The sequence below is a fragment of the Pseudaeromonas sp. HNCC25DJ180 genome (assembly GCF_055413345.1).
This window is the reverse complement of sequence record NZ_JBVAYF010000009.1, coordinates 91,969-109,746: the sequence shown is the minus strand read 5'-3', so window position 1 is coordinate 109,746 and position 17,778 is coordinate 91,969. Positions and strand designations below refer to the sequence as shown.

Here is a 17,778-nt window from a genome sequence, read left to right as displayed (position 1 = left end):
TTTGATTACGCATTCTGCTTGAGTTTCCAGGGAGCTTTAGTGAGGCTCCCTTTGTTTTTATGGATGGAAGGTATTGATGACCAAGATTGTTGTTGTCGGCGGTGGCGCCGGTGGCCTGGAGTTGGCCACAAAATTGGGTCGCAAGCTGGGGCGCTCTGGTAAGGCGCAGATCACCCTGGTTGATCGTAACCGCACTCACTTGTGGAAACCTCTGCTGCACGAAGTGGCGGCTGGTTCCCTGGATGCCGGGATCGATGCGTTGAGCTACCAGTCCCATGCCCGCAATCATGGTTTTGAATTCCAGTTAGGCTCTCTGACTGACATCAAGCGTGAAGAGAAGCGTATCGTTCTTGCTCCTATCCATGGTGAGAAGGGTGAAGTGGTACTGGGTGAGCGAGAAGTGGCCTATGACTACCTGGTGATGGCCATAGGCTCCGTTTCCAATGACTTCAACACCCCAGGTGTGCGTGATAACTGTATTTTTCTGGATAGTCCGGATCAGGCTTTCCGTTTCCACAGCTTGTTGATGAACCGTTTCTTGCGGTTTGCCTCTGACTGCAAGCCGGGCGATGCCGATTGCCAACTCACCGACAAGGTGAAGATTGCCATAGTCGGCGCCGGTGCCACCGGGGTTGAGCTTTCTGCCGAGCTATACAATGCGGTGGAAGAGCTGGCTGCCTATGGTTATAAGAACCTTTCCCGAGACAGCCTGAAGGTGACAGTGGTTGAAGCGGGGCCACGTATTCTGCCGGCTCTGCCGGAGCGTATCTCCTCCGCCGCGCATCATGAATTGAGCCAGTTGGGTGTCGATGTGCGCACGGCTACCTTCGTCAGCGAAGCCACCCCCGAGGGGCTCAAGACCAAGGATGGCGAGTTGATCGAGGCCGATCTCATGGTCTGGGCGGCGGGGATCAAGGCACCTGATTTCATGAAGGAGATCGGGGGGCTGGAAACCAACCGCATCAACCAACTGGTGGTTAAGCCGACGCTGCAATCCACCCGCGATGAGCATATCTTCGTGATTGGTGATTGTGCCGCCTGTACCTTGGCCGATGGCAAGCAGGTACCGCCCCGAGCCCAATCTGCGCACCAGATGGCCGATCGTGCCCTGGCGAACATCTTGGCCATGATGCAAGGTAAGGAGCTCAAGCCCTACAGCTACATGGATTATGGCTCTTTGGTTTCCATGAGCCGTTTCAGTACGGTCGGTAGCCTGATGGGTAACCTGATGCGCGGCTCCATGATGGTCGAGGGACGTATCGCTCGTTTCGTCTATGTCTCCTTGTACCGGATGCACCAAGTGGCGCTGCACGGTTATATCAAGACTGGCCTCATGATGTTGGTGGGGCAGATCAACCGTATCCTGCGCCCCCGTCTCAAACTGCACTGATCTGCCATTGCGCTAACAAAAAACCGCCAAATTTGGCGGTTTTTTTATGGGCGTTATCTGGCTAGCCGTGCTAGTCGGTGAGGGGGGTGATAAAGGCCTGCTTGAGGCCTGATGCCAGCAGCAGATAACTTAGACTCCAGATCCCCAGACCCAAGGCCGCAGCTTGGGGCCAGCTAAATTGCCAACCATGCTGCTCGACTATGTGTAACTGCAACCACAGCTCACCCAGCGCCGAAAGCAGGCATAGCGGGCGACCTAAGCGCCACACTCTGTGGTAGATAGGGTGCCCTGGGCGCTGGCGATAGGCGCTTGCCAGCCAGCAGAGGGCGGCGGGCGTCCCCAGGGCCAGACCCCAGTAGAGCTGATGGGGGTCAGGGTAGAAGAGCTCCAGCAGCGTAGCACTCTGCTGCTGACTAGCCAGGGCGAGCAACAGCAGGAGATAGCTGCGCATCAGGGCCAGCAGGCACAGATGCAGCGACCAGGGCAGATGGTGTTCGCCGTTGAGATCCAAAGGGGGGAGTGAGCTATGCATAAAAGAGAGCTGAGTGTAAAGGCGTGGCGAGACCATAGCAGATTTCGCGGGAGAGGGAATAGGCCGTGTTGCCTAAAGCGCCGGTAGCCACTGAGTGGTGGCTACCGGGGCGCCATTAGCCTTTGATCGGTTTAGCCTGAACCAGGACACTCAGCACTGGGCCATCAAAGTAGACCAGTTGTCCCTCCATGAGGCGATTGCTGCCGAGAAAGGGGATCTCCTTAAGCACAGGCGTTGCCGTCGCTGTGGTTGGGGTTTGGGCGTCACTATTCGGGGTGCTGCCAGCATACTGGCTCTCACTGTTTAAGGGCTTGATAACGCCCGCCCCTTTTTTGCTGATGCCCATGCGCCGCAACAGTAGATCGGTTTCCATGAAGAGATAAGGGGTGCGATAGAGGCGTACCAGGCCATCCAGCTCGGGCAGGCTCTCACCCTCGCTCTGGATGCTGCCGGCGGTCACCCGCAGCCAGGGGGCGTTTGCCGAGGTGCCCACAGGTTGGCGCCAGGCTTGATGCAGCAGTACCTGATAACCCGGATCGGCTTTCAGGCGAGCGACTGTGTTGCCTAATTGCAGGTTATCCAGCGGCAGGCCACCCAACATATCCAGACTGAAGCCGCTATCGAGTGCGGGTCTGTGGGTCGAGAGGCTGGCATCTTCGCCACCGTTGCTGGCGGGATCGAAGGTGTGGGCGAAGACAATCATCTCCACTTCATACACAGGGTCGGCGGCCTGGGCAGGCAGGCCCCAGAGCAGTGCCAAGAGCAGGCCAATAATCGGTTTCAACATAGGCTCCTTAAAGTTGATGGGCGGTCAATTCGCCAAGCAAGGATCCCACTAACTGGAGGCGGGCATCACCATCACAGCTCGGGATCTGAAAGCGTAGGCGCGTGGGGCCGTCCATGCGGTAGATGCGTGGCTGACTCTGCAACAATCCAACCAGGTAAGTCGGACTGACACGGGTCTGTTCGGCGAAGTCAATATAGCCAGCTCGCTCACTGACCTCAATGCGCTTGATCCCCAAGGGGGTGGCTTGTTGGCGCAAACCCGCCACATGTAACAGATTTTGCGCCGGTTTGGGCAACAGGCCGAAGCGATCCACCAGCTCGATGCGCAGATCTTCCAGTTCATCGGCATCGGCGGTACTGGCGATCCGTTTATAGATGGAGAGCCGCATGTTGACATCGGGGATGTAGTCATCTGGCAGCAGCGTTGGCAACCTTAGTTCAATGTCGGTGTGATCGGCCAGCAGTTGATCCAGCGAAGGCTCGCGTCCTTCCCGCAATGCCTTGACTGCCTGCTCCAGCATCTCCATGTAGAGGGTGAAGCCCACTGATTCGATCTGGCCGCTCTGTTCATCGCCCAGCAACTCGCCGGCTCCGCGGATCTCCAGGTCGTGCGTGGCCAGCACAAAGCCGGCCCCCAGCTCCTCTAGGGATTCGATAGCTTCCAGACGCTTGATGGCATCCTTGGTCATCTGCTTGGGATGCGGTGTCAGCAGGTAGGCATAGGCCTGGTGGTGCGAACGGCCGACCCGGCCCCGCAACTGGTGTAGTTGGGCCAGGCCCAGATTATCGGCTCGATCCATGATAATGGTATTGGCCGAGGGGACGTCGATCCCGGTTTCGATTATGGTGGTACAGATGAGGAGGTTGTAGCGTTGATGGTAGAAGTCACTCATCACTCGCTCCAACTCCCGCTCACGCATCTGGCCGTGGGCCACGCAGGGGCGTGCCTCGGGTACCAGGGTGGCCAGCTCTTCTGCGCACTTCTCTATGCTCTCGACATTGTTGTGCAGGTAGTAAACCTGACCGCCCCGCTTGAGTTCCCGCAGGATCGCCTCGCGGATCACCGCCTTGTCATATTCGCGCACGAAGGTCTTGATAGCCAGTCGCTTGGCCGGGGGGGTGGCTATGATGGAGAGATCGCGCATGCCGGACATGGCCATGTTCAGCGTGCGGGGTATGGGGGTGGCGGTCAGGGTGAGAATGTCCACATCGGCGCGTAGCGCCTTGATCTTCTCTTTCTGGCGCACACCAAATCTGTGCTCCTCGTCGACGATCAGTAGCCCCAGATCCTGAAACTTCATCTCGTCACTCAGCAGCTTATGGGTGCCTATGATGATGTCGAGCTTGCCTTCGGCCAACAGCCCCAGGGCCGCTTTTTGCTCCTTGGCGCTCTTGAAGCGGCTCATGACCTCTATGTTGACGGGCCAGTTGGCGAAGCGGTCGCGGAAGTTGTCATAGTGCTGCTGCGCCAGCAGGGTGGTGGGGACTAGCACCGCCACCTGCTTGCCGCCGTGAACCGCCACAAAGGCGGCGCGCATGGCCACTTCCGTCTTGCCAAAACCCACATCACCGCATACCAGGCGATCCATGGCCTTGGCTTGGCACATGTCACCCAGCACAGCATTGATGGCATTGAGTTGATCCGGGGTTTCTTCAAAGGGGAAACCTGCGGCAAAGTTGGCGTAGGCCTGCTTGTCATGGCGGAAGGCCAGACCCGGGCGCGCGGCCCGCTTGGCGTAGACATTCAACAGCTCGGCGGCCACATCCCGCACCTTCTCGGCGGCCTTGCGCCGCGCCTTGCTCCAGCTTTCGCTGCCCAATTTGTGCAGGGGCGGGTTTTCACTGCCGCTGTAGCGGCTGATGAGATGCAAGGCGGTGACGGGCACGTAGAGCTTGTCGTTGCCTGCATACTCCAGGGTCAGGTATTCGGTGGTGATGCCGCCGGCGTCTATGGTCTGGAGCCCCAGGTAGCGGCCGACGCCATGATCCAGATGCACGACTGGCTGGCCTATGGTCAGCTCGGCCAGGTTGCGAATGATGGCGTCGTTGCTGCTGGAGGCTTTTTGCTTGTCGCGGCGACGCCGCTGGATCACCCGCTGCCCCAGTAGCTCCCCTTCGCAGATGAGGGCCAGTTGCTGTTCGGGCAAGATAAAGCCCTTCTCCAGCGGGGCGACCAGAATACCGAATGGGGGTTTGGCCGCCATGAACGCGCCGAGGGCGTCAAACTCCTCGGGGTGCAGGTTGACTTGGGCCAACAGCTCGCGCAGGGATTCCCGGCGCCCTTCTGATTCGACGCAAAACAGGATGCGACCACTAAAGTTCTGGCGGAACTGCTCCAGCAATGCCAAGGGCGCGCTTTGGCTGGCATCTATGGTCAGCTCGGGCAGGCGCTGGACATTCAGGTTGTGGCGTCCGGCCTTGGTTTCGCTGGGCAGGCTCTGCAGGGTGAATTGGGTGTAGCCCTTGAGCCCGGCAAACAGGGTTTCGATGGGTTGATAGAGGGTGGATGGCGGCAAGAGGGGGCGCTGAATATCGTGGCGCCGCTCTTCGTAGCGGCGATCTACATCTTGCCAGAAGAGCTGGCCTGCCTCATGGATCTCGCCTTGGGTCAGCAACAGGCTCTGCTCCGGCAGGTAGTCCAGCAGGGAGCTGCTCTGCTCGAAAAACAGTGGCAGATAGTATTCGATGCCGGCGGGCCACAGCCCCTTGCTCACCTGCTGGTAGATACACTCGGGGGCCCGGCTGATCTCGAAGCGTTCCCGATAGCGCTGACGGAACAGTTCGATGGCCTCCTTATCGGTAGGAAACTCATGGGCCGGCAGCAGCCGCACCTCGGCCACCGGCTCGCTGGAACGTTGGCTATCCGGATCGAAGGCGCGAATGGTCTCGATCTCATCATCGAAGAAGTCGATGCGGTAAGGGGTGCGCGAGCCCATGGGGAAGAGATCGAGCAGGGAGCCGCGCGCGGCATACTCACCATGTTCCAGCACCTGCTCCACCAGGTTATAGCCTGCCAGATCCAGGCGACGGCGCAGGCCGAGCAGATCCAGCTTGTCGCCGGGTTTCACCAGCAGGCTGAAGCGCTCGATAAAGCTCTGGGGCGGGGTACGCAGCATCAGGGTGGCAACGGGCAGGATCAGTAACCCCTGCTGCATGCGCGGCAGATGGTAGAGGGTCTCTAACCGCTGGGAGATGATGTCCTGATGGGGGGAGAAGCTGTCGTAGGGCAGGGTCTCCCAGTCGGGAAACAGCAGCACCTTAAGACCGGCTTCGCGCAGCAGGAACTGCACCTCCTGCTCCAGGCGCAGGGCACTCTGGGTATCGGCGACCAGCAGGACCACGGGGTGGTCATGGGCGGTCACCAGTTCGGCTACGGCCAGGGAGAGGGCACTGCCCTCCAGTTGTCCCAGGGTCTGGCGGGCGCCAGCTTTGATGAGTGGTGCCAGGGAAAAAAATGGAGTCATGAGAGGTTACTTTGGTTGAGTGGCTCTTTGCTCAGCCCGAAGCTTGAGCTGACGTGACTGAATATGCAGACTGGCGCGCACCAGCGCCTCCCGGTCTGCTTCCCGAATAACGACATAATGGGCGTGAACCAAGGGGCCCGTCGGCTGGCTTTCGATCTCGCTGACCTGCCCATAGCAGTAGATGGCCGCCGCCTCTTCTTGCAAGAAGAGCTTCAGGCGCAGTAGTTGACCCGGCTGTAGTGGCAGGGAGGAGATAAAGCTCAACTGGCTGCCCCCCACACTCAGGGTGTGGTGCCGACAGACAGGGTCATCCAACTGGGAGAGCAAATAGCTTAGCAGCATATTGATCTTGAATGACTGCTGGTTGATCACCTCAACCAGCACCCCCAGCTCCTCATCCACGTTGCGCAACTGACGGGCCGCGCTCATGTCCACATGGGCTATGGCGCCAGCGATGCGGAACGGCTCAGGCATCTCCTGCTCCAGTTGTTCCAAGCTAGGCAGGGGATAGTCTGACGCCAGGGGCGTCACATTGATGGGGAAACTATGGGCGACACTGAAAAACTGTTCACTCACAAAGAGAGTTATCCTTGTTGCCGTAACATCTTTACATTTATTATCCGCTATCCCTCTTTAATAGCAACGCTCGGGTTTGGCGTGAAATCCACTATCTTTCAACCTGTGAGCCTGGCCATTGGCCTGCGCTACGCGGGGGCGCGCGGTGAAAACCGATTTGCCTCATTTATCTCGCTCTTTTCAACCTTCGGCATTGCCATCGGTGTCATGGCCCTCATCCTGGTCAGTTCAGTGATGAATGGCTTCGAAGGTCAGCTTAAGAATCGTATCTTAGGGGTGATACCCCATGCCTTGGTGACCGGCACGGATGAACATCTTGCCGCTTGGCACCCCCTGGTTCCGCAGCTGAGCAAGTTGCCTCATGTGATGGCCGTGGCTCCCATTATCCAGAACGAAGCCATGGTGCAGGGGCGGGGCCAGATAGCGGCCGTCATGTTGCAAGGGGTCGAGCCTGACTCTTTTCCGGCCCAGGATCTGCTGCGCAACAGCATGGGGGTGGATCGTTTGGCGGCCCTGCAACCGGGTCAGTTCAAGGTGATACTGGGGGCGGCGCTGGCACGTAAACTGGATGTGTTGCCGGGAGATCAGGTGCGGATCCTGGCCAGTGAGGGGAGTCGTTATACCCCTCTTGGGCGAACGCCCAGCCAGCGGCTGTTTACCGTAGCCGGCACCTTCGAAGTGGGCGCCGATGTGGATGAGCAGCTGTTGTTCGTCAACCTGGAGGATGCCCGGCGTCTGATGCGCTACCCCGCTGGGACCATCAGTGGCCTACGCCTGTGGCTGGATGATGCCTTTGCAGTCGATGCGCTCAAGCTTGGTGCACTGACTGAGCAGGCTGCCGACTTGCATCTGGTGGATTGGCGTCGGGATCGAGGCGAACTGTTCCGGGCTGTGGCCATGGAGAAGCACATCATGGGCTTGATGCTGGTGCTAATCATCATGGTGGCGGCGTTCAACATCCTCTCGGCTCTGGTGATGGTGGTACTGGACAAGCAGGGCGAGGTGGCCATCTTGCGCACCATGGGCATGAATGATGGCGCTATCTTGCGCATCTTCATGGTCCAGGGCGCCTGGAGTGGCTTGCTGGGATCGCTCATCGGCACCTTGCTGGGGTTGGCGCTGGCCTATTTCATCAACCCACTATTGCAGTTGCTGGGGCTCAATCTCTATATAGCTGCCGGGGGTATCGGTTTACCTGTCATAGTCGAGCCGCAGCAGATCCTGATCATCACGCTTGGGGCTCTGCTTATTAGCTTCCTGGCTACTCTTTATCCGGCCTACCGCGCCGCTCAGATCCGTCCTGCCGAGGCATTACGCTATGAATAAGACTCTCCTGTTGTCCTGTGAGGGGCTGACAAAAATCTACTGTGAAGGCAAGTTGGAAACGCCCGTGTTACGCGGAGTGGATCTGGAGTTGCGTGTCGGCGAGATGCTGGCGGTGGTGGGGAGTTCCGGCTCGGGCAAGAGCACCCTGCTGCACTTGCTGGGGGCATTGGACACACCCAGCTCGGGCACTGTGCACTTTTCCGGCCATGACATTCACACCTGGTCGGATCGGGTGCAGGCGCAATTTCGTAATCGGGAGCTGGGTTTTGTCTATCAGTTCCACCATCTGCTGGGGGAGTTCTCGGCCCTGGAAAATGCCGCCATGCCGCTGTTGATTGCCGGTATGCCGGTGAAGCAGGCCAGCAGCAAGGCGGCCGCCATGCTGGAGCGGGTTGGCTTGGGGCATCGTCTGGAGCATAAACCGTCGGAGCTCTCAGGCGGTGAGCGGCAGCGGGTGGCGATAGCTCGGGCTCTGGTCAACGAGCCCAAACTGGTGCTGGCTGATGAGCCTACTGGCAACTTGGACCACAAGAGCGCGGCCAGCATCTATAGCCTGATGTGCGAGCTCAATCTGGTAATGGGGACGGCCTTCATTGTGGTCACCCATGATCGAGAGCTGGCGGCCAAGCTTCATCGCCGTATCTCGCTGGTGGATGGTCTGGTGGCGGAGGCGGGTTGATGTATCGTCCTCTGGCGTTTTTTTTGGGTTTACGTTACAGCCGGGCTCGCCGTAGCAGCGGTTTTGTCTCCTTCATCTCCGCCGCCTCCATCATTGGCATCTCCCTGGGGGTGATGGCTCTGATCCTGGGGCTCTCCGCCATGAACGGCTTTGAGCGGGAGCTCAGGGCGCGGGTGTTGGCCGTGGTGCCGCATGCCGAAACAGAGATAGTGCCGGGGCAGGGGGAGATACCCCGTTGGCAGCAGGCTGCACAGAAGATGGCCAAGACACCGGGTGTGCTAGCGGTGGCCCCGCTTATTCGCCTCAATGGCCTGTTGGAGCGGGGTGACAAGCTCAAGGCGGTACAATTGCGTGCCGTGTTGCCCGCCGCCGAAACCAAGATTTCAGCTGCCGATAGTTACATGACAGGAGCGGGTCTGGAGGAACTTAAACCCGGTGGCAACGGTGTCATCCTCGGCAAGAGCATTGCTGACAAGTTGGGGGTGAAACTGGGTGAAAACATCACGCTGTTGTTGCCGGATGTGGCGGATGCCGCTTCGGCCTCCTCTGCCCTGAAGAGCCCGCTGCAGCGACGCTTCAAGGTGGTGGGCTTTATGGAGATTGGCGGTCAGTTGGATGGCATGCTGGGTTTCATTCACTTAGCCGATGCCCAGCAGGCGCTGGGTATCGGGGATCAGGTTCAGGGCTTCAGCTTCAAAGTGACCAATCTGATGCAGGCGCAAGTTCAGGCCTTCGAAGCTGCAGACAAGCTACCCTATCGCATGTATGTGCGTAGCTGGAAGAATTCCCAAGGTTATCTCTACCAGGATATCCAGCTAGTGCGTACCGTCATGTATGTGGTGATGCTGATGGTGGTGGCCGTGGCCTGCTTCAATATCGTCTCGACTCTGGTGATGGCGGTAAACGAGAAGCGGGGTGACATTGCCATCTTGAAGACTATGGGGGCCGGGGCCTGGCAAATTCGTCTGACCTTCATGGTACAGGGGGTGATCAACGGGTTGGCTGGTGCCGTGATAGGTGGTCTGCTGGGGGCGGGGCTTTCCAACTATCTCACCCCGGCAATCCACGCTATCGAGACGTTGATAGGTCATCGCTTCTTGAACCCGGAGATCTACTTCATCGATTTTCTGCCCTCTGAACTCCATCTGCTGGATGTGGCCATAGTCACTGGCACCGCCATCCTGATGAGTCTGCTCGCCACCCTCTATCCGGCTTGGCGCGCCAGTGGCCTGCAACCGGCTCGTGAGCTAGGCCGTTAGATACTCGGTACGGCAAGACAGGAACAGGGCCCTCGGGCCCTGTTCTCGTTATGGGTGCCTTAAACATTGAGTGGCTGAGTCATAGCGCTGGTTTGACGGTGCTAGGCCCCTCTGCCTGGAGAAAGGGCTGGAGTCTAGCGCGCCTCGGCTGAGCGGCGGCGTTAAAGCTTGAGTCTGAGAATGCTCCCTCTAGCCCCAATCAGAGATGCTTTACCCTGCCAGGCGCCCTTTTCCTGGCATAAGAAAAGGCGCCGTAGCGCCTTGTCGTTTCGTTGCGTGTGCACTTTACTCTTCGGGTTGTGCCGTTGGGCGTTTCTTCCAGCGATGGCGCAGGTAACCGACCACGATAAACAGCAGCACAACGGCCGCAAACAGCAGGATACCGGTTTGTCCGCGTCCGACCCACTTCATCAACCAGTCGCGGTTATAGGCTCCGAGATAACCCAGGTAGACCCAAATAGGCACAGAGATGAAGGCAGCGAAGCCATCCATCAGGATGAAGCGCAGGAAGCTCATCTGTCGGCTCATACCGGCCGTGACGAAGATCGGCGAGCGTAGCCCGGGGAGAAAACGGGCAACGAACAGCACCCAGTTACCATACTTGGCAAATTTTTCCTGCACATGGGCAAAACGGTGGGGCGGCAGAATACGGCGGATGGGGGGGAAATTCAGGATCCGTTCACCGAAGATGCGGCCCAACATGAACATGGTGGCATCACCAAGCAAGACACCGGCCATACAGACGAAAAACATGGTATGCACATCGGCAAAGCCGAGCCCAGAGATGATGCCGCCAGCGACGAGAGTGATGTCTTCAGGGATGGGGACGCCAAAACCACAGATCAGCAGAATGAAAAAAACGGCGAAATAACCATAATCGGTAAAAAGTGCAATCAGGATATCCATGTGTTCGCTTGCTCACCTCGAATAGGCCCAGGGTGTCACTCTTGTTATGGACCGGGATATGACGGTCATGGGTCGGGCGGATAAGATCCTGGCCAGCCAAACTGACTGGCGATACGTCGATGCACACTCTAACCGACTAGGCGGAATCGAACTAGCAAAATTGGATCGCCACTTAGCAATCGTCTGCGGCTTGTCTGCTTGTTACGCGGCGTTAAGGCGCCGGCGCCGTTGTCTTAGTTTGCGCAGTATGGCCAGTCGCCACATCCCCTCTATTCCCAGATAGCCCACGCCTCCGCTGACCACGGCGAGCACGGCAGAACCGAGCAAGAAGGGCCAGCCAATGGTGGTCATGACCGAGAGTAACCAGTGCCAACTTAGTTCCGGCTGAAACTCGACAGGTGGCATACCCAGTATCCGGGCTCCACACTGATAGGCCAGATAGAAGAGGGGCGCCATGGTTAATGGGTTAGTCAGCCACACCAGCGCCACGGCAATGGGGAGATTGGCGCCCCAGGCGATAGCCGCCCCGGCCGCCAGCAGCATCTGACAGGGGAGTGGCACCCAGGCCATGAAGAGCCCTACGGCAAAGGCGCCAGCCGCCGAACGGCGGTTGAGTTGCCAGAGTTGCTGATTGGCCAGCCAGGGCGCTAATAGGCGCAAGTGTTTGTGCTGTTGCAGCTGGCGCGGATCTGGCATCCAGCGCCGGAGCAGTTCTTTCGGCATGGGTCACTCCAAACATCGGTTTTGTAAGCACAGGCATGGTGCCATGGATAGGTTTTTACTCTGTTTTGCCCTGGGCGCCGTGTCGTCCCTGATGTGGCCGCTGCTGCCCTCCTGCTGGCTGGGGTGGGGGCTGGTACTACTGGCGTTGCTCGCTTTATGGCGGCAACGCTGGGGTTGGGGAGGGGCCGGTCTGGGATTAGGCTGGTGCCTGCTGTTTTTCCATTGGCAACTGGCCTGGCTCACCCAGCTTGGGCTCACGCCGTCAGGCCAACCCGTTGTGCAGCATACCATAACCGGGCAGGTGACGGCACTCAGCGTCAAGCCGCCCATGACGTATCTGGTGTTACAGCTAACGAGCCTGAATGGTCGAGCGCTGACGCCTCAGCCCCTGGTGCGAGTGAGTTGGTATGGTAAGCAGAAAGTGCCCGGACTGGGCTCAGAGGTGGCGGGGAAAATCCGGCTTAAACCGGCTCATGGCTTGGCTAACCCTGGCGGTTTTGTGTTGGAGCGCTGGCTGTTGGGGGCGGGCATTTCGGCCACAGGTTCTGTCTCCTCGCTGCAACTGGTGCGTGCGCCACCTGAGCTTCCTTGGCGTGAGCGTTGGTTGCGAGAGGCGACGACCGCCCTACAGCCTTTGGCGCAAGGCCCGCTGATCCTGGCCATGGTCTACGGGGAGCAACAGTGGGTGCCTGCCGAGCAGTGGCAACTGCTGCGGGATGGCGGCATCATCCATCTGATTGCCGTCTCAGGCATGCATATTGGTCTGGCTGCTTGGTTAGGCTTCTGGCTTGGGCGACTCATCACCCTGATGCCCGGTCTGTCACGCTGGCGCACTGGGCTCCCGCTGTTGCTCTCCCTGGCGCTGGCGACCTTCTATACCCTGTTGAGCGGTTTCGCCCTGCCTGCGCAGCGGGCTCTGTTCATGCTGGCCGTCTGGTTGCTGCTACGGGCGTTACAGTGTCACTGGTCCGCCTGGCGGGTCTGGTGGCTCTGTTGGGTCTTGCTGGTGGCCTATCAGCCCTGGTGCCTGTTCAGTAGTAGCTTCTGGCTCTCCTTTGTGGCTATCGGCCTGTTGTGGTTGACCACGCTGGTATGGCGCAAGCCCAACCTGTTGCAGATCCAGCTGGTTATGCTGGTGGGGTTGTTGCCTTGGCAACTGCTCTGGTTCGGCGGGGTAAGCTTGCTCGCCATCCCCATCAACTTGCTGGCTATCCCGCTGTTTTGTCTGCTGTTGATCCCCATTGGGCTGCTTGGTGGCCTATTGCTGCCCCTGGCCCCAGCGTTGGCCCAGGGGTGCTTTTACGGCTGCAATCTGCTGCTGCAGTGGAGTCTGTCTGCTATGCAGTGGTTGTTTACTCAGGTGAATGGTTGGCTGTGGCTGGATGACACGACCCTCTATCTGCTGAGTTTGAGCTGGTTAGCGTTGCTGACGCTTTGGCTGCCTGGGCGCCGACCTTTGCTCTGGCTGCTGGGGTGGGGGGCCTTGCTGGGCTGCTGGCAACCCGCGCCCTTATGGGAAGTGTTAGTCATAGATGTGGGTCAGGGGCTCTGTGTCTTGGTTCGGCAGCAGGATCGAGGCATGTTGTTCGATACCGGAAATGCGGTGCCGGGGGGCGTTAATCTGGCGGAGGCCGCCATCTTGCCACTCTTGCGCCGAGAGGGGATAAAACAGCTCGATTATCTGCTGGTCAGCCATAAGGACAGGGATCACTCGGGCAACTGGCAGGCCCTCTACCAGGCGCTGCCGGTGCGCCAGCTTATCTCTTCGGCGCCCCTCTCTGCCGTGACGACACGCTGTCGACGCGGCCAGCATTGGCAATGGCAGGCGTTGGATCTGCGGCTGCTCTGGCCGCTTGACCCAAGACAAGGGGAAGAGAATCAGGACTCCTGCGTGCTGCGAGTGAGCGATGGTCGTCATACTCTGCTGTTGACCGGGGATATGCCGGCGGCCCAGGAGGCCGAACTCTTGCGGCGATCGGCAGAAGATCTCCAGGCCGATTGGCTGCTCTCCGGTCATCATGGCAGTCGCCACTCCTCCTCCGCGCCTTTTGTCGCGGCCGTGGGGGCCAAGGAGGTGATCCATAGCAGTGGCTATGCCAATCGTTGGGGATTTCCCCATGCCGAGGTGGTGCAGCGCTTCGCGGGCTCCCGGCAATGGAACACGGCCGAGGCCGGCCTGATACGTATCCAGATCTGGCCTGAGCGCAGCGAGATCGGCGCTTATCGCACCAGCCAGCCCTGGTACCGCGATCTGGATGCTTGGTTGGGGCAGGCTGAACCGCTAGAATAGCCGCTTATCTTGATAGGACTGGATTCTCATGCAACAGATTGAAATGGCCGGGCAACATCCTTCTAGCATGGCAACGCTCAAACGCTTGCTGGTCTACATCAAGGATCGCAAGGCGGGGCTGGCACTGGCTATGGTTGGCATGGCGGGTTATGGGGTGGTGGATACCTCCCTGGTCTACTCCATCCGCCCACTGATTGACGATGGTCTGAGTGGCAAAAACCCGAATGTACTCTTCTGGATGGCGTTTGTGGTCACAGGCCTGGTCTTGCTGCGTGGCGTCAGTGCCTTCCTATCGGACTACTTCATGAGCTGGGTGGGCAGTCATGTGGTGATGAAGCTGCAGCGGGATGTGTTCAGTCACATGATGGGCATGCCCATGGCCTTCTTCGACAAGAACAATACTGGTGCCCTGCTCTCCAAGGTGACCTATGACGCCAGCCAGGTCTCATCTGCCGCCAGCTCTACCCTGGTGGCGCTCATTCGCGAAGGGATCACAGTCCTGGGTTTGCTGGGGATGATGTTCTACCACTCCTGGCAACTGTCGCTGATCTTCTTTGCGGTTGGGCCTGTCGTCGGCCTGTTGCTCTCGATCATCAGTCGCCGCTTCCGCCGCATCAGCCGCAATATTCAACATGCCATGGGAAATATCACCACCTCTACCGAGCAGATGCTGCGTGGTCATAAGGAGGTATTGATGTTTGGTGGCCAGGAGGTGGAGAGTGAGCGCTTTGCCCAGGTCAGCAACCATATGCGTTACCAGAACATGAAGATGGTGGTGGTGGATGCTTTCGGTTCCTCCATGGTGCAGATCATTGCCTCCAGCGCCCTGACAGTGCTGCTTATCGTCGCCTCCATGCCTGGGGTGCTCAATACTCTGACGCCAGGAGCCTTCTCGCTCATCCTCACCTCTATGATGATGCTGCTCAAGCCCTTGAAGAGCCTGACCCAGATCAACAACCAGTTCCAGAAGGGGATCGCCGCTAGCCAGAGTCTGTTCGAGCTGATGGATCACCCCCTGGAGCAGGATAGTGGCACCTTGGCTCTGGAGCATGCTCAGGGGCGCATCGAGCTGCGCAATGTTACCTTTACCTATCCCACCAAAGAGCAGCCAGCCCTGCGCAACATCAATCTGGTGATTGAGCCGGGCAAGACAGTGGCTCTGGTCGGGCGCTCTGGCTCGGGCAAGAGCACCATCGCCAGCCTGTTGACTCGCTTCTATGATGTCAACGAGGGGACTATCCTGCTGGATGGCCATGACATTCGTGACTACAAGTTACGGGATCTGCGTCGTCAGTTCGCCCTGGTCTCCCAGCATGTTCACCTGTTCAATGACACGGTTGCCAACAACATCGCCTATGCGGCTGCCGATGCGTTTACGCAGGAGCAAATCGAGGCGGCGGCGCGTATCGCCAATGCCGACGGTTTCATCCGTCAGATGCCCTTGGGCTATCAGACGGTTGTTGGCGAGAATGGCGCCAACCTCTCGGGGGGGCAGCGCCAGCGTCTGGCCATAGCCCGAGCCCTGCTGCGGGATACCCCTGTCTTATTGCTGGATGAGGCCACCTCGGCGCTCGATAGTGAGTCTGAGCGCCATATTCAGGGGGCGCTGGAGGCTCTGTGCAAGAATCGCACGACCCTGGTTATTGCTCATCGACTTTCAACCATAGAGCAGGCAGACGAGATACTGGTGGTGGATGAGGGTCGGATCATAGAGCGTGGCGATCACCAGACGCTGATGGCGAAAAATGGCGCCTATGCCCAACTGCGCAACACCCAGTTTGGAGTCGAGGCGTGAAGCTGGAGGCGCTCTGGTATCGCCCCTGTCGCTGGCTCTGGTTGTTAAGCCCGCTGAGCCTGCTGTTCTGGCTTATCACTGCCCTGCGCCGTCAGGCCTATCGATTGGGCTGGATACCGCGCTATCGCGCACCTGTGCCTGTGATAGTGGTGGGTAATCTCTCGGTCGGCGGCAATGGCAAGACCCCGGTTGTCATCTGGCTGGTGGAGACCCTGCGCGCCGCCGGTTGGCAGCCAGGGGTGGTCAGCCGAGGCTATGGTGGTAAGGCGGCAGTTTACCCTCTGCTGCTAACGGCCGAGACTCCCGCCGCCGAGTGTGGCGATGAGCCCAGATTGATTGCGGATCGCTGTGGCGTGCCGGTGGCCGTGGCACCCAAGCGTGCCGAGGCGGTGCAGGCCCTGCTAGCGACGGGGCAGGTAGACCTCATCATCTGTGATGATGGCCTGCAGCATTACGCCCTGGCACGGGATCTGGAGCTGGTGGTGGTCGATGGGGAGCGCCGTTTCGGCAATGGCCATCTACTGCCCATGGGCCCGCTGCGGGAAGGGCTCTGGCGTCTGGGGCAGGTGGATGCCGTTCTGTGTAATGGCGGCACGGCGCAGCCGGGGGAGTATTCCATGACGTTGCTCGCACAAACGGTACAGCCTCTGCTGCCTCAGGAAAGTGGCTTGCCAACTCATACTCAAGTGGATGCTATGGCCGGGATTGGCCACCCGCCGCGTTTTTTCAACACCTTGCGTCAGCTGGGCTACGATTTGCAGCAGACGGTGGCATTTGCCGACCATCAGAGTTTCGATGCTAAGGCGTTGGCCAAGCAGTTTAGTGACCGTCCGCTGCTGATGACGGAGAAGGATGCGGTCAAGTGCCGCGAGTTTGCGCAAGCCAATTGGTGGTATTTGCCGGTGGCGGCCCAACTGCCGCACTCACTGGCAGAATTCATAGTCCATACATTGAAGGGAGTGAAACATGGCACTGGATCATAAGTTACTGGATATCATCGCTTGCCCGATCTGCAAGGGCAAGTTGAGCTATGACAAGGCGAAGGGCGAGCTCATCTGCCGTGCCGATCGCCTGGCCTATCCCATTGAGGATGATATTCCTGTGTTGCTGGAAAGCCGGGCCCGCACCTTAACTCTGGAAGAGTTGCCATCATGAGCTTCGTCGTCGTCATTCCCGCCCGTTATAGCTCTTCGCGTCTGCCCGGCAAACCCCTGGCCGATATCCACGGTAAACCCATGATCGAGTGGGTGATCGAGCGGGCCCTGCAGGCGGGCGCCGAGCGCGTGATAGTGGCCACCGATGATGAGCGCATCAAGCGTGCCATAGCCCACGCCGGTGCAGAGGTGTGTATGACTTCGGTTGATCATCAATCAGGTACCGAACGCTTGGCCGAGGTGTGTGAGACCTTGGGCTTGGCCCCGGACACCATAGTGGTCAATGTCCAGGGCGATGAGCCGCTCATTCCCCCCGCCGTCATTCGGCAGGTGGCCGAGGATCTGGCGGCCAATCAGGCGCCGATGGCGACCCTGGCCGTGCCCATTACCGAGCAAGAAGAGCTGTTCAATCCCAACGCCGTCAAGGTGGTTACCGATGCGGCGGGCTACGCCCTCTACTTTAGTCGGGCTGCGATTGCCTGGGAGCGGGATAACTTTGCCCTGGCTGAGCGCGTGATGAGCGCTCCCCATGCGCGTCATGTGGGCATCTACGCCTATCGCGCCGGGTTTATTCGCCAATATGTGGGGTGGGCGCCTAGCCCGCTTGAGCAGATTGAGGCGCTGGAACAACTGCGTGTGCTCTGGCACGGAGAGCGCATCCATGTGGCCATGGCGCTGGAGACTCCGCCCGCGGGCGTGGATACTGCCGACGATCTGGAGCGAGTGCGTCGTTATCTGGCTACGGCTCAGAAGTAAGGTGCGCAGCAGCTAAGCGTACGGTAGTTAATTTGGCTATGGGTCGCTGAGGCGACCTATTTTTTGCTCACATTTTGTTAACTGGATCGGGTTTCTGGTTAGATTAATCGATTCACCTTGTTCGTTATCGCGTCTGGCTATA

At 59.0% G+C, this 17,778-nt stretch carries 15 protein-coding genes; 9 read left to right on the top strand and 6 right to left on the bottom strand.

Features of this window, described 5'->3' with window-relative positions; genetic code table 11:
• Positions 1-76 precede the first annotated feature (76 nt).
• A complete protein-coding gene (locus tag ACZYTD_RS09910) occupies positions 77-1,390 on the top strand; it encodes an NAD(P)/FAD-dependent oxidoreductase (protein ID WP_463891676.1) in 1,314 nt (437 codons plus the stop codon).
• A gap of 70 nt (positions 1,391-1,460) precedes the next feature.
• On the opposite strand, the gene ACZYTD_RS09905 is transcribed toward ACZYTD_RS09910, so the two are convergent.
• The 4 genes from ACZYTD_RS09905 to ACZYTD_RS09890 form a co-directional block, all read right to left on the bottom strand.
• Positions 1,461-1,922, bottom strand: coding sequence for a DUF2919 family protein (locus ACZYTD_RS09905; protein WP_463891674.1), 462 nt, complete (start codon positions 1,920-1,922; stop codon positions 1,461-1,463).
• Positions 1,923-2,037: 115 nt separating this feature from the next.
• Positions 2,038-2,709, bottom strand: coding sequence for a CsiV family protein (locus tag ACZYTD_RS09900; protein WP_463891672.1), 672 nt, complete (start codon positions 2,707-2,709; stop codon positions 2,038-2,040).
• Between the two features lie 7 nt (positions 2,710-2,716).
• A complete protein-coding gene (mfd, locus tag ACZYTD_RS09895; RefSeq protein WP_463891670.1) occupies positions 2,717-6,172 on the bottom strand; it encodes a transcription-repair coupling factor in 3,456 nt (1,151 codons plus the stop codon).
• Between the two features lie 6 nt (positions 6,173-6,178).
• A complete protein-coding gene (locus ACZYTD_RS09890; RefSeq protein ID WP_463891668.1) occupies positions 6,179-6,748 on the bottom strand; it encodes a PilZ domain-containing protein in 570 nt (189 codons plus the stop codon).
• Positions 6,749-6,829: 81 nt separating this feature from the next.
• On the opposite strand from ACZYTD_RS09890, the gene ACZYTD_RS09885 reads away from it, so the two are divergent.
• The 3 genes from ACZYTD_RS09885 to lolE are packed head-to-tail and all read left to right on the top strand — an operon-like array spanning position 6,830 to position 10,012.
• A complete protein-coding gene (locus ACZYTD_RS09885; protein WP_463891666.1) occupies positions 6,830-8,074 on the top strand; it encodes a lipoprotein-releasing ABC transporter permease subunit in 1,245 nt (414 codons plus the stop codon).
• The gene (lolD, locus tag ACZYTD_RS09880; RefSeq protein WP_463891664.1) at positions 8,067-8,753 is read left to right on the top strand and encodes a lipoprotein-releasing ABC transporter ATP-binding protein LolD; all 687 of its coding nucleotides are present in this window, start codon (positions 8,067-8,069) and stop codon (positions 8,751-8,753) included. The genes ACZYTD_RS09885 and lolD overlap by 8 nt, the downstream gene beginning before the upstream one ends.
• Positions 8,753-10,012 carry a lipoprotein-releasing ABC transporter permease subunit LolE gene (lolE, locus tag ACZYTD_RS09875; protein ID WP_463891662.1) on the top strand — a complete coding sequence of 420 codons (1,260 nt, stop codon included), beginning with the start codon at positions 8,753-8,755 and terminating at the stop codon, positions 10,010-10,012. The genes lolD and lolE overlap by 1 nt, the downstream gene beginning before the upstream one ends.
• Before the next feature lie 285 nt (positions 10,013-10,297).
• Here lolE and ACZYTD_RS09870 read toward each other — a convergent pair whose 3' ends face one another.
• A complete protein-coding gene (locus ACZYTD_RS09870; RefSeq protein ID WP_463891661.1) occupies positions 10,298-10,918 on the bottom strand; it encodes a DedA family protein in 621 nt (206 codons plus the stop codon).
• A gap of 201 nt (positions 10,919-11,119) precedes the next feature.
• The gene (locus ACZYTD_RS09865) at positions 11,120-11,641 is read right to left on the bottom strand and encodes a DUF2062 domain-containing protein (protein ID WP_463891659.1); all 522 of its coding nucleotides are present in this window, start codon (positions 11,639-11,641) and stop codon (positions 11,120-11,122) included.
• Positions 11,642-11,684: 43 nt separating this feature from the next.
• Here ACZYTD_RS09865 and ACZYTD_RS09860 point away from each other — a divergent pair, with 43 nt between their 5' ends.
• The 5 genes from ACZYTD_RS09860 to kdsB are packed head-to-tail and all read left to right on the top strand — an operon-like array spanning position 11,685 to position 17,636.
• Entirely contained in the window at positions 11,685-13,931 is a 2,247-nt protein-coding gene (locus ACZYTD_RS09860; protein WP_463891657.1) for a DNA internalization-related competence protein ComEC/Rec2, read from the top strand.
• Positions 13,932-13,959: 28 nt separating this feature from the next.
• Entirely contained in the window at positions 13,960-15,726 is a 1,767-nt protein-coding gene (msbA, locus tag ACZYTD_RS09855) for a lipid A ABC transporter ATP-binding protein/permease MsbA (RefSeq protein WP_463891655.1), read from the top strand.
• A complete protein-coding gene (lpxK, locus tag ACZYTD_RS09850; protein ID WP_463891654.1) occupies positions 15,723-16,709 on the top strand; it encodes a tetraacyldisaccharide 4'-kinase in 987 nt (328 codons plus the stop codon). The genes msbA and lpxK overlap by 4 nt, the downstream gene beginning before the upstream one ends.
• Complete coding sequence (locus ACZYTD_RS09845; protein WP_463891652.1) at positions 16,693-16,881, top strand: Trm112 family protein; 189 nt, start codon at positions 16,693-16,695, stop codon at positions 16,879-16,881. The genes lpxK and ACZYTD_RS09845 overlap by 17 nt, the downstream gene beginning before the upstream one ends.
• Positions 16,878-17,636: a 3-deoxy-manno-octulosonate cytidylyltransferase gene (gene kdsB / locus ACZYTD_RS09840; protein ID WP_463891650.1), complete on the top strand. Its 759-nt coding sequence runs from the start codon at positions 16,878-16,880 to the stop codon at positions 17,634-17,636. The genes ACZYTD_RS09845 and kdsB overlap by 4 nt, the downstream gene beginning before the upstream one ends.
• The last annotated feature ends 142 nt before the right edge of the window (positions 17,637-17,778 follow it).

What these genes read in the sequence shown, in the direction of transcription:
- ACZYTD_RS09860 (WP_463891657.1), top strand. Translation starts at nt 11,685, where the DNA reads ATGGATAGGTTTTTACTCTGTTTTGCCCTGGGCGCCGTGTCGTCCCTG.
- kdsB (WP_463891650.1), top strand. Translation starts at nt 16,878, where the DNA reads ATGAGCTTCGTCGTCGTCATTCCCGCCCGTTATAGCTCTTCGCGTCTG.
- lolE (WP_463891662.1), top strand. Translation starts at nt 8,753, where the DNA reads ATGTATCGTCCTCTGGCGTTTTTTTTGGGTTTACGTTACAGCCGGGCT.
- lolD (WP_463891664.1), top strand. Translation starts at nt 8,067, where the DNA reads ATGAATAAGACTCTCCTGTTGTCCTGTGAGGGGCTGACAAAAATCTAC.
- msbA (WP_463891655.1), top strand. Translation starts at nt 13,960, where the DNA reads ATGCAACAGATTGAAATGGCCGGGCAACATCCTTCTAGCATGGCAACG.
- ACZYTD_RS09905 (WP_463891674.1), bottom strand. Translation starts at nt 1,922, where the DNA reads ATGCATAGCTCACTCCCCCCTTTGGATCTCAACGGCGAACACCATCTG.
- ACZYTD_RS09910 (WP_463891676.1), top strand. Translation starts at nt 77, where the DNA reads ATGACCAAGATTGTTGTTGTCGGCGGTGGCGCCGGTGGCCTGGAGTTG.
- ACZYTD_RS09900 (WP_463891672.1), bottom strand. Translation starts at nt 2,709, where the DNA reads ATGTTGAAACCGATTATTGGCCTGCTCTTGGCACTGCTCTGGGGCCTG.
- ACZYTD_RS09845 (WP_463891652.1), top strand. Translation starts at nt 16,693, where the DNA reads ATGGCACTGGATCATAAGTTACTGGATATCATCGCTTGCCCGATCTGC.
- mfd (WP_463891670.1), bottom strand. Translation starts at nt 6,172, where the DNA reads ATGACTCCATTTTTTTCCCTGGCACCACTCATCAAAGCTGGCGCCCGC.
- ACZYTD_RS09865 (WP_463891659.1), bottom strand. Translation starts at nt 11,641, where the DNA reads ATGCCGAAAGAACTGCTCCGGCGCTGGATGCCAGATCCGCGCCAGCTG.
- ACZYTD_RS09870 (WP_463891661.1), bottom strand. Translation starts at nt 10,918, where the DNA reads ATGGATATCCTGATTGCACTTTTTACCGATTATGGTTATTTCGCCGTT.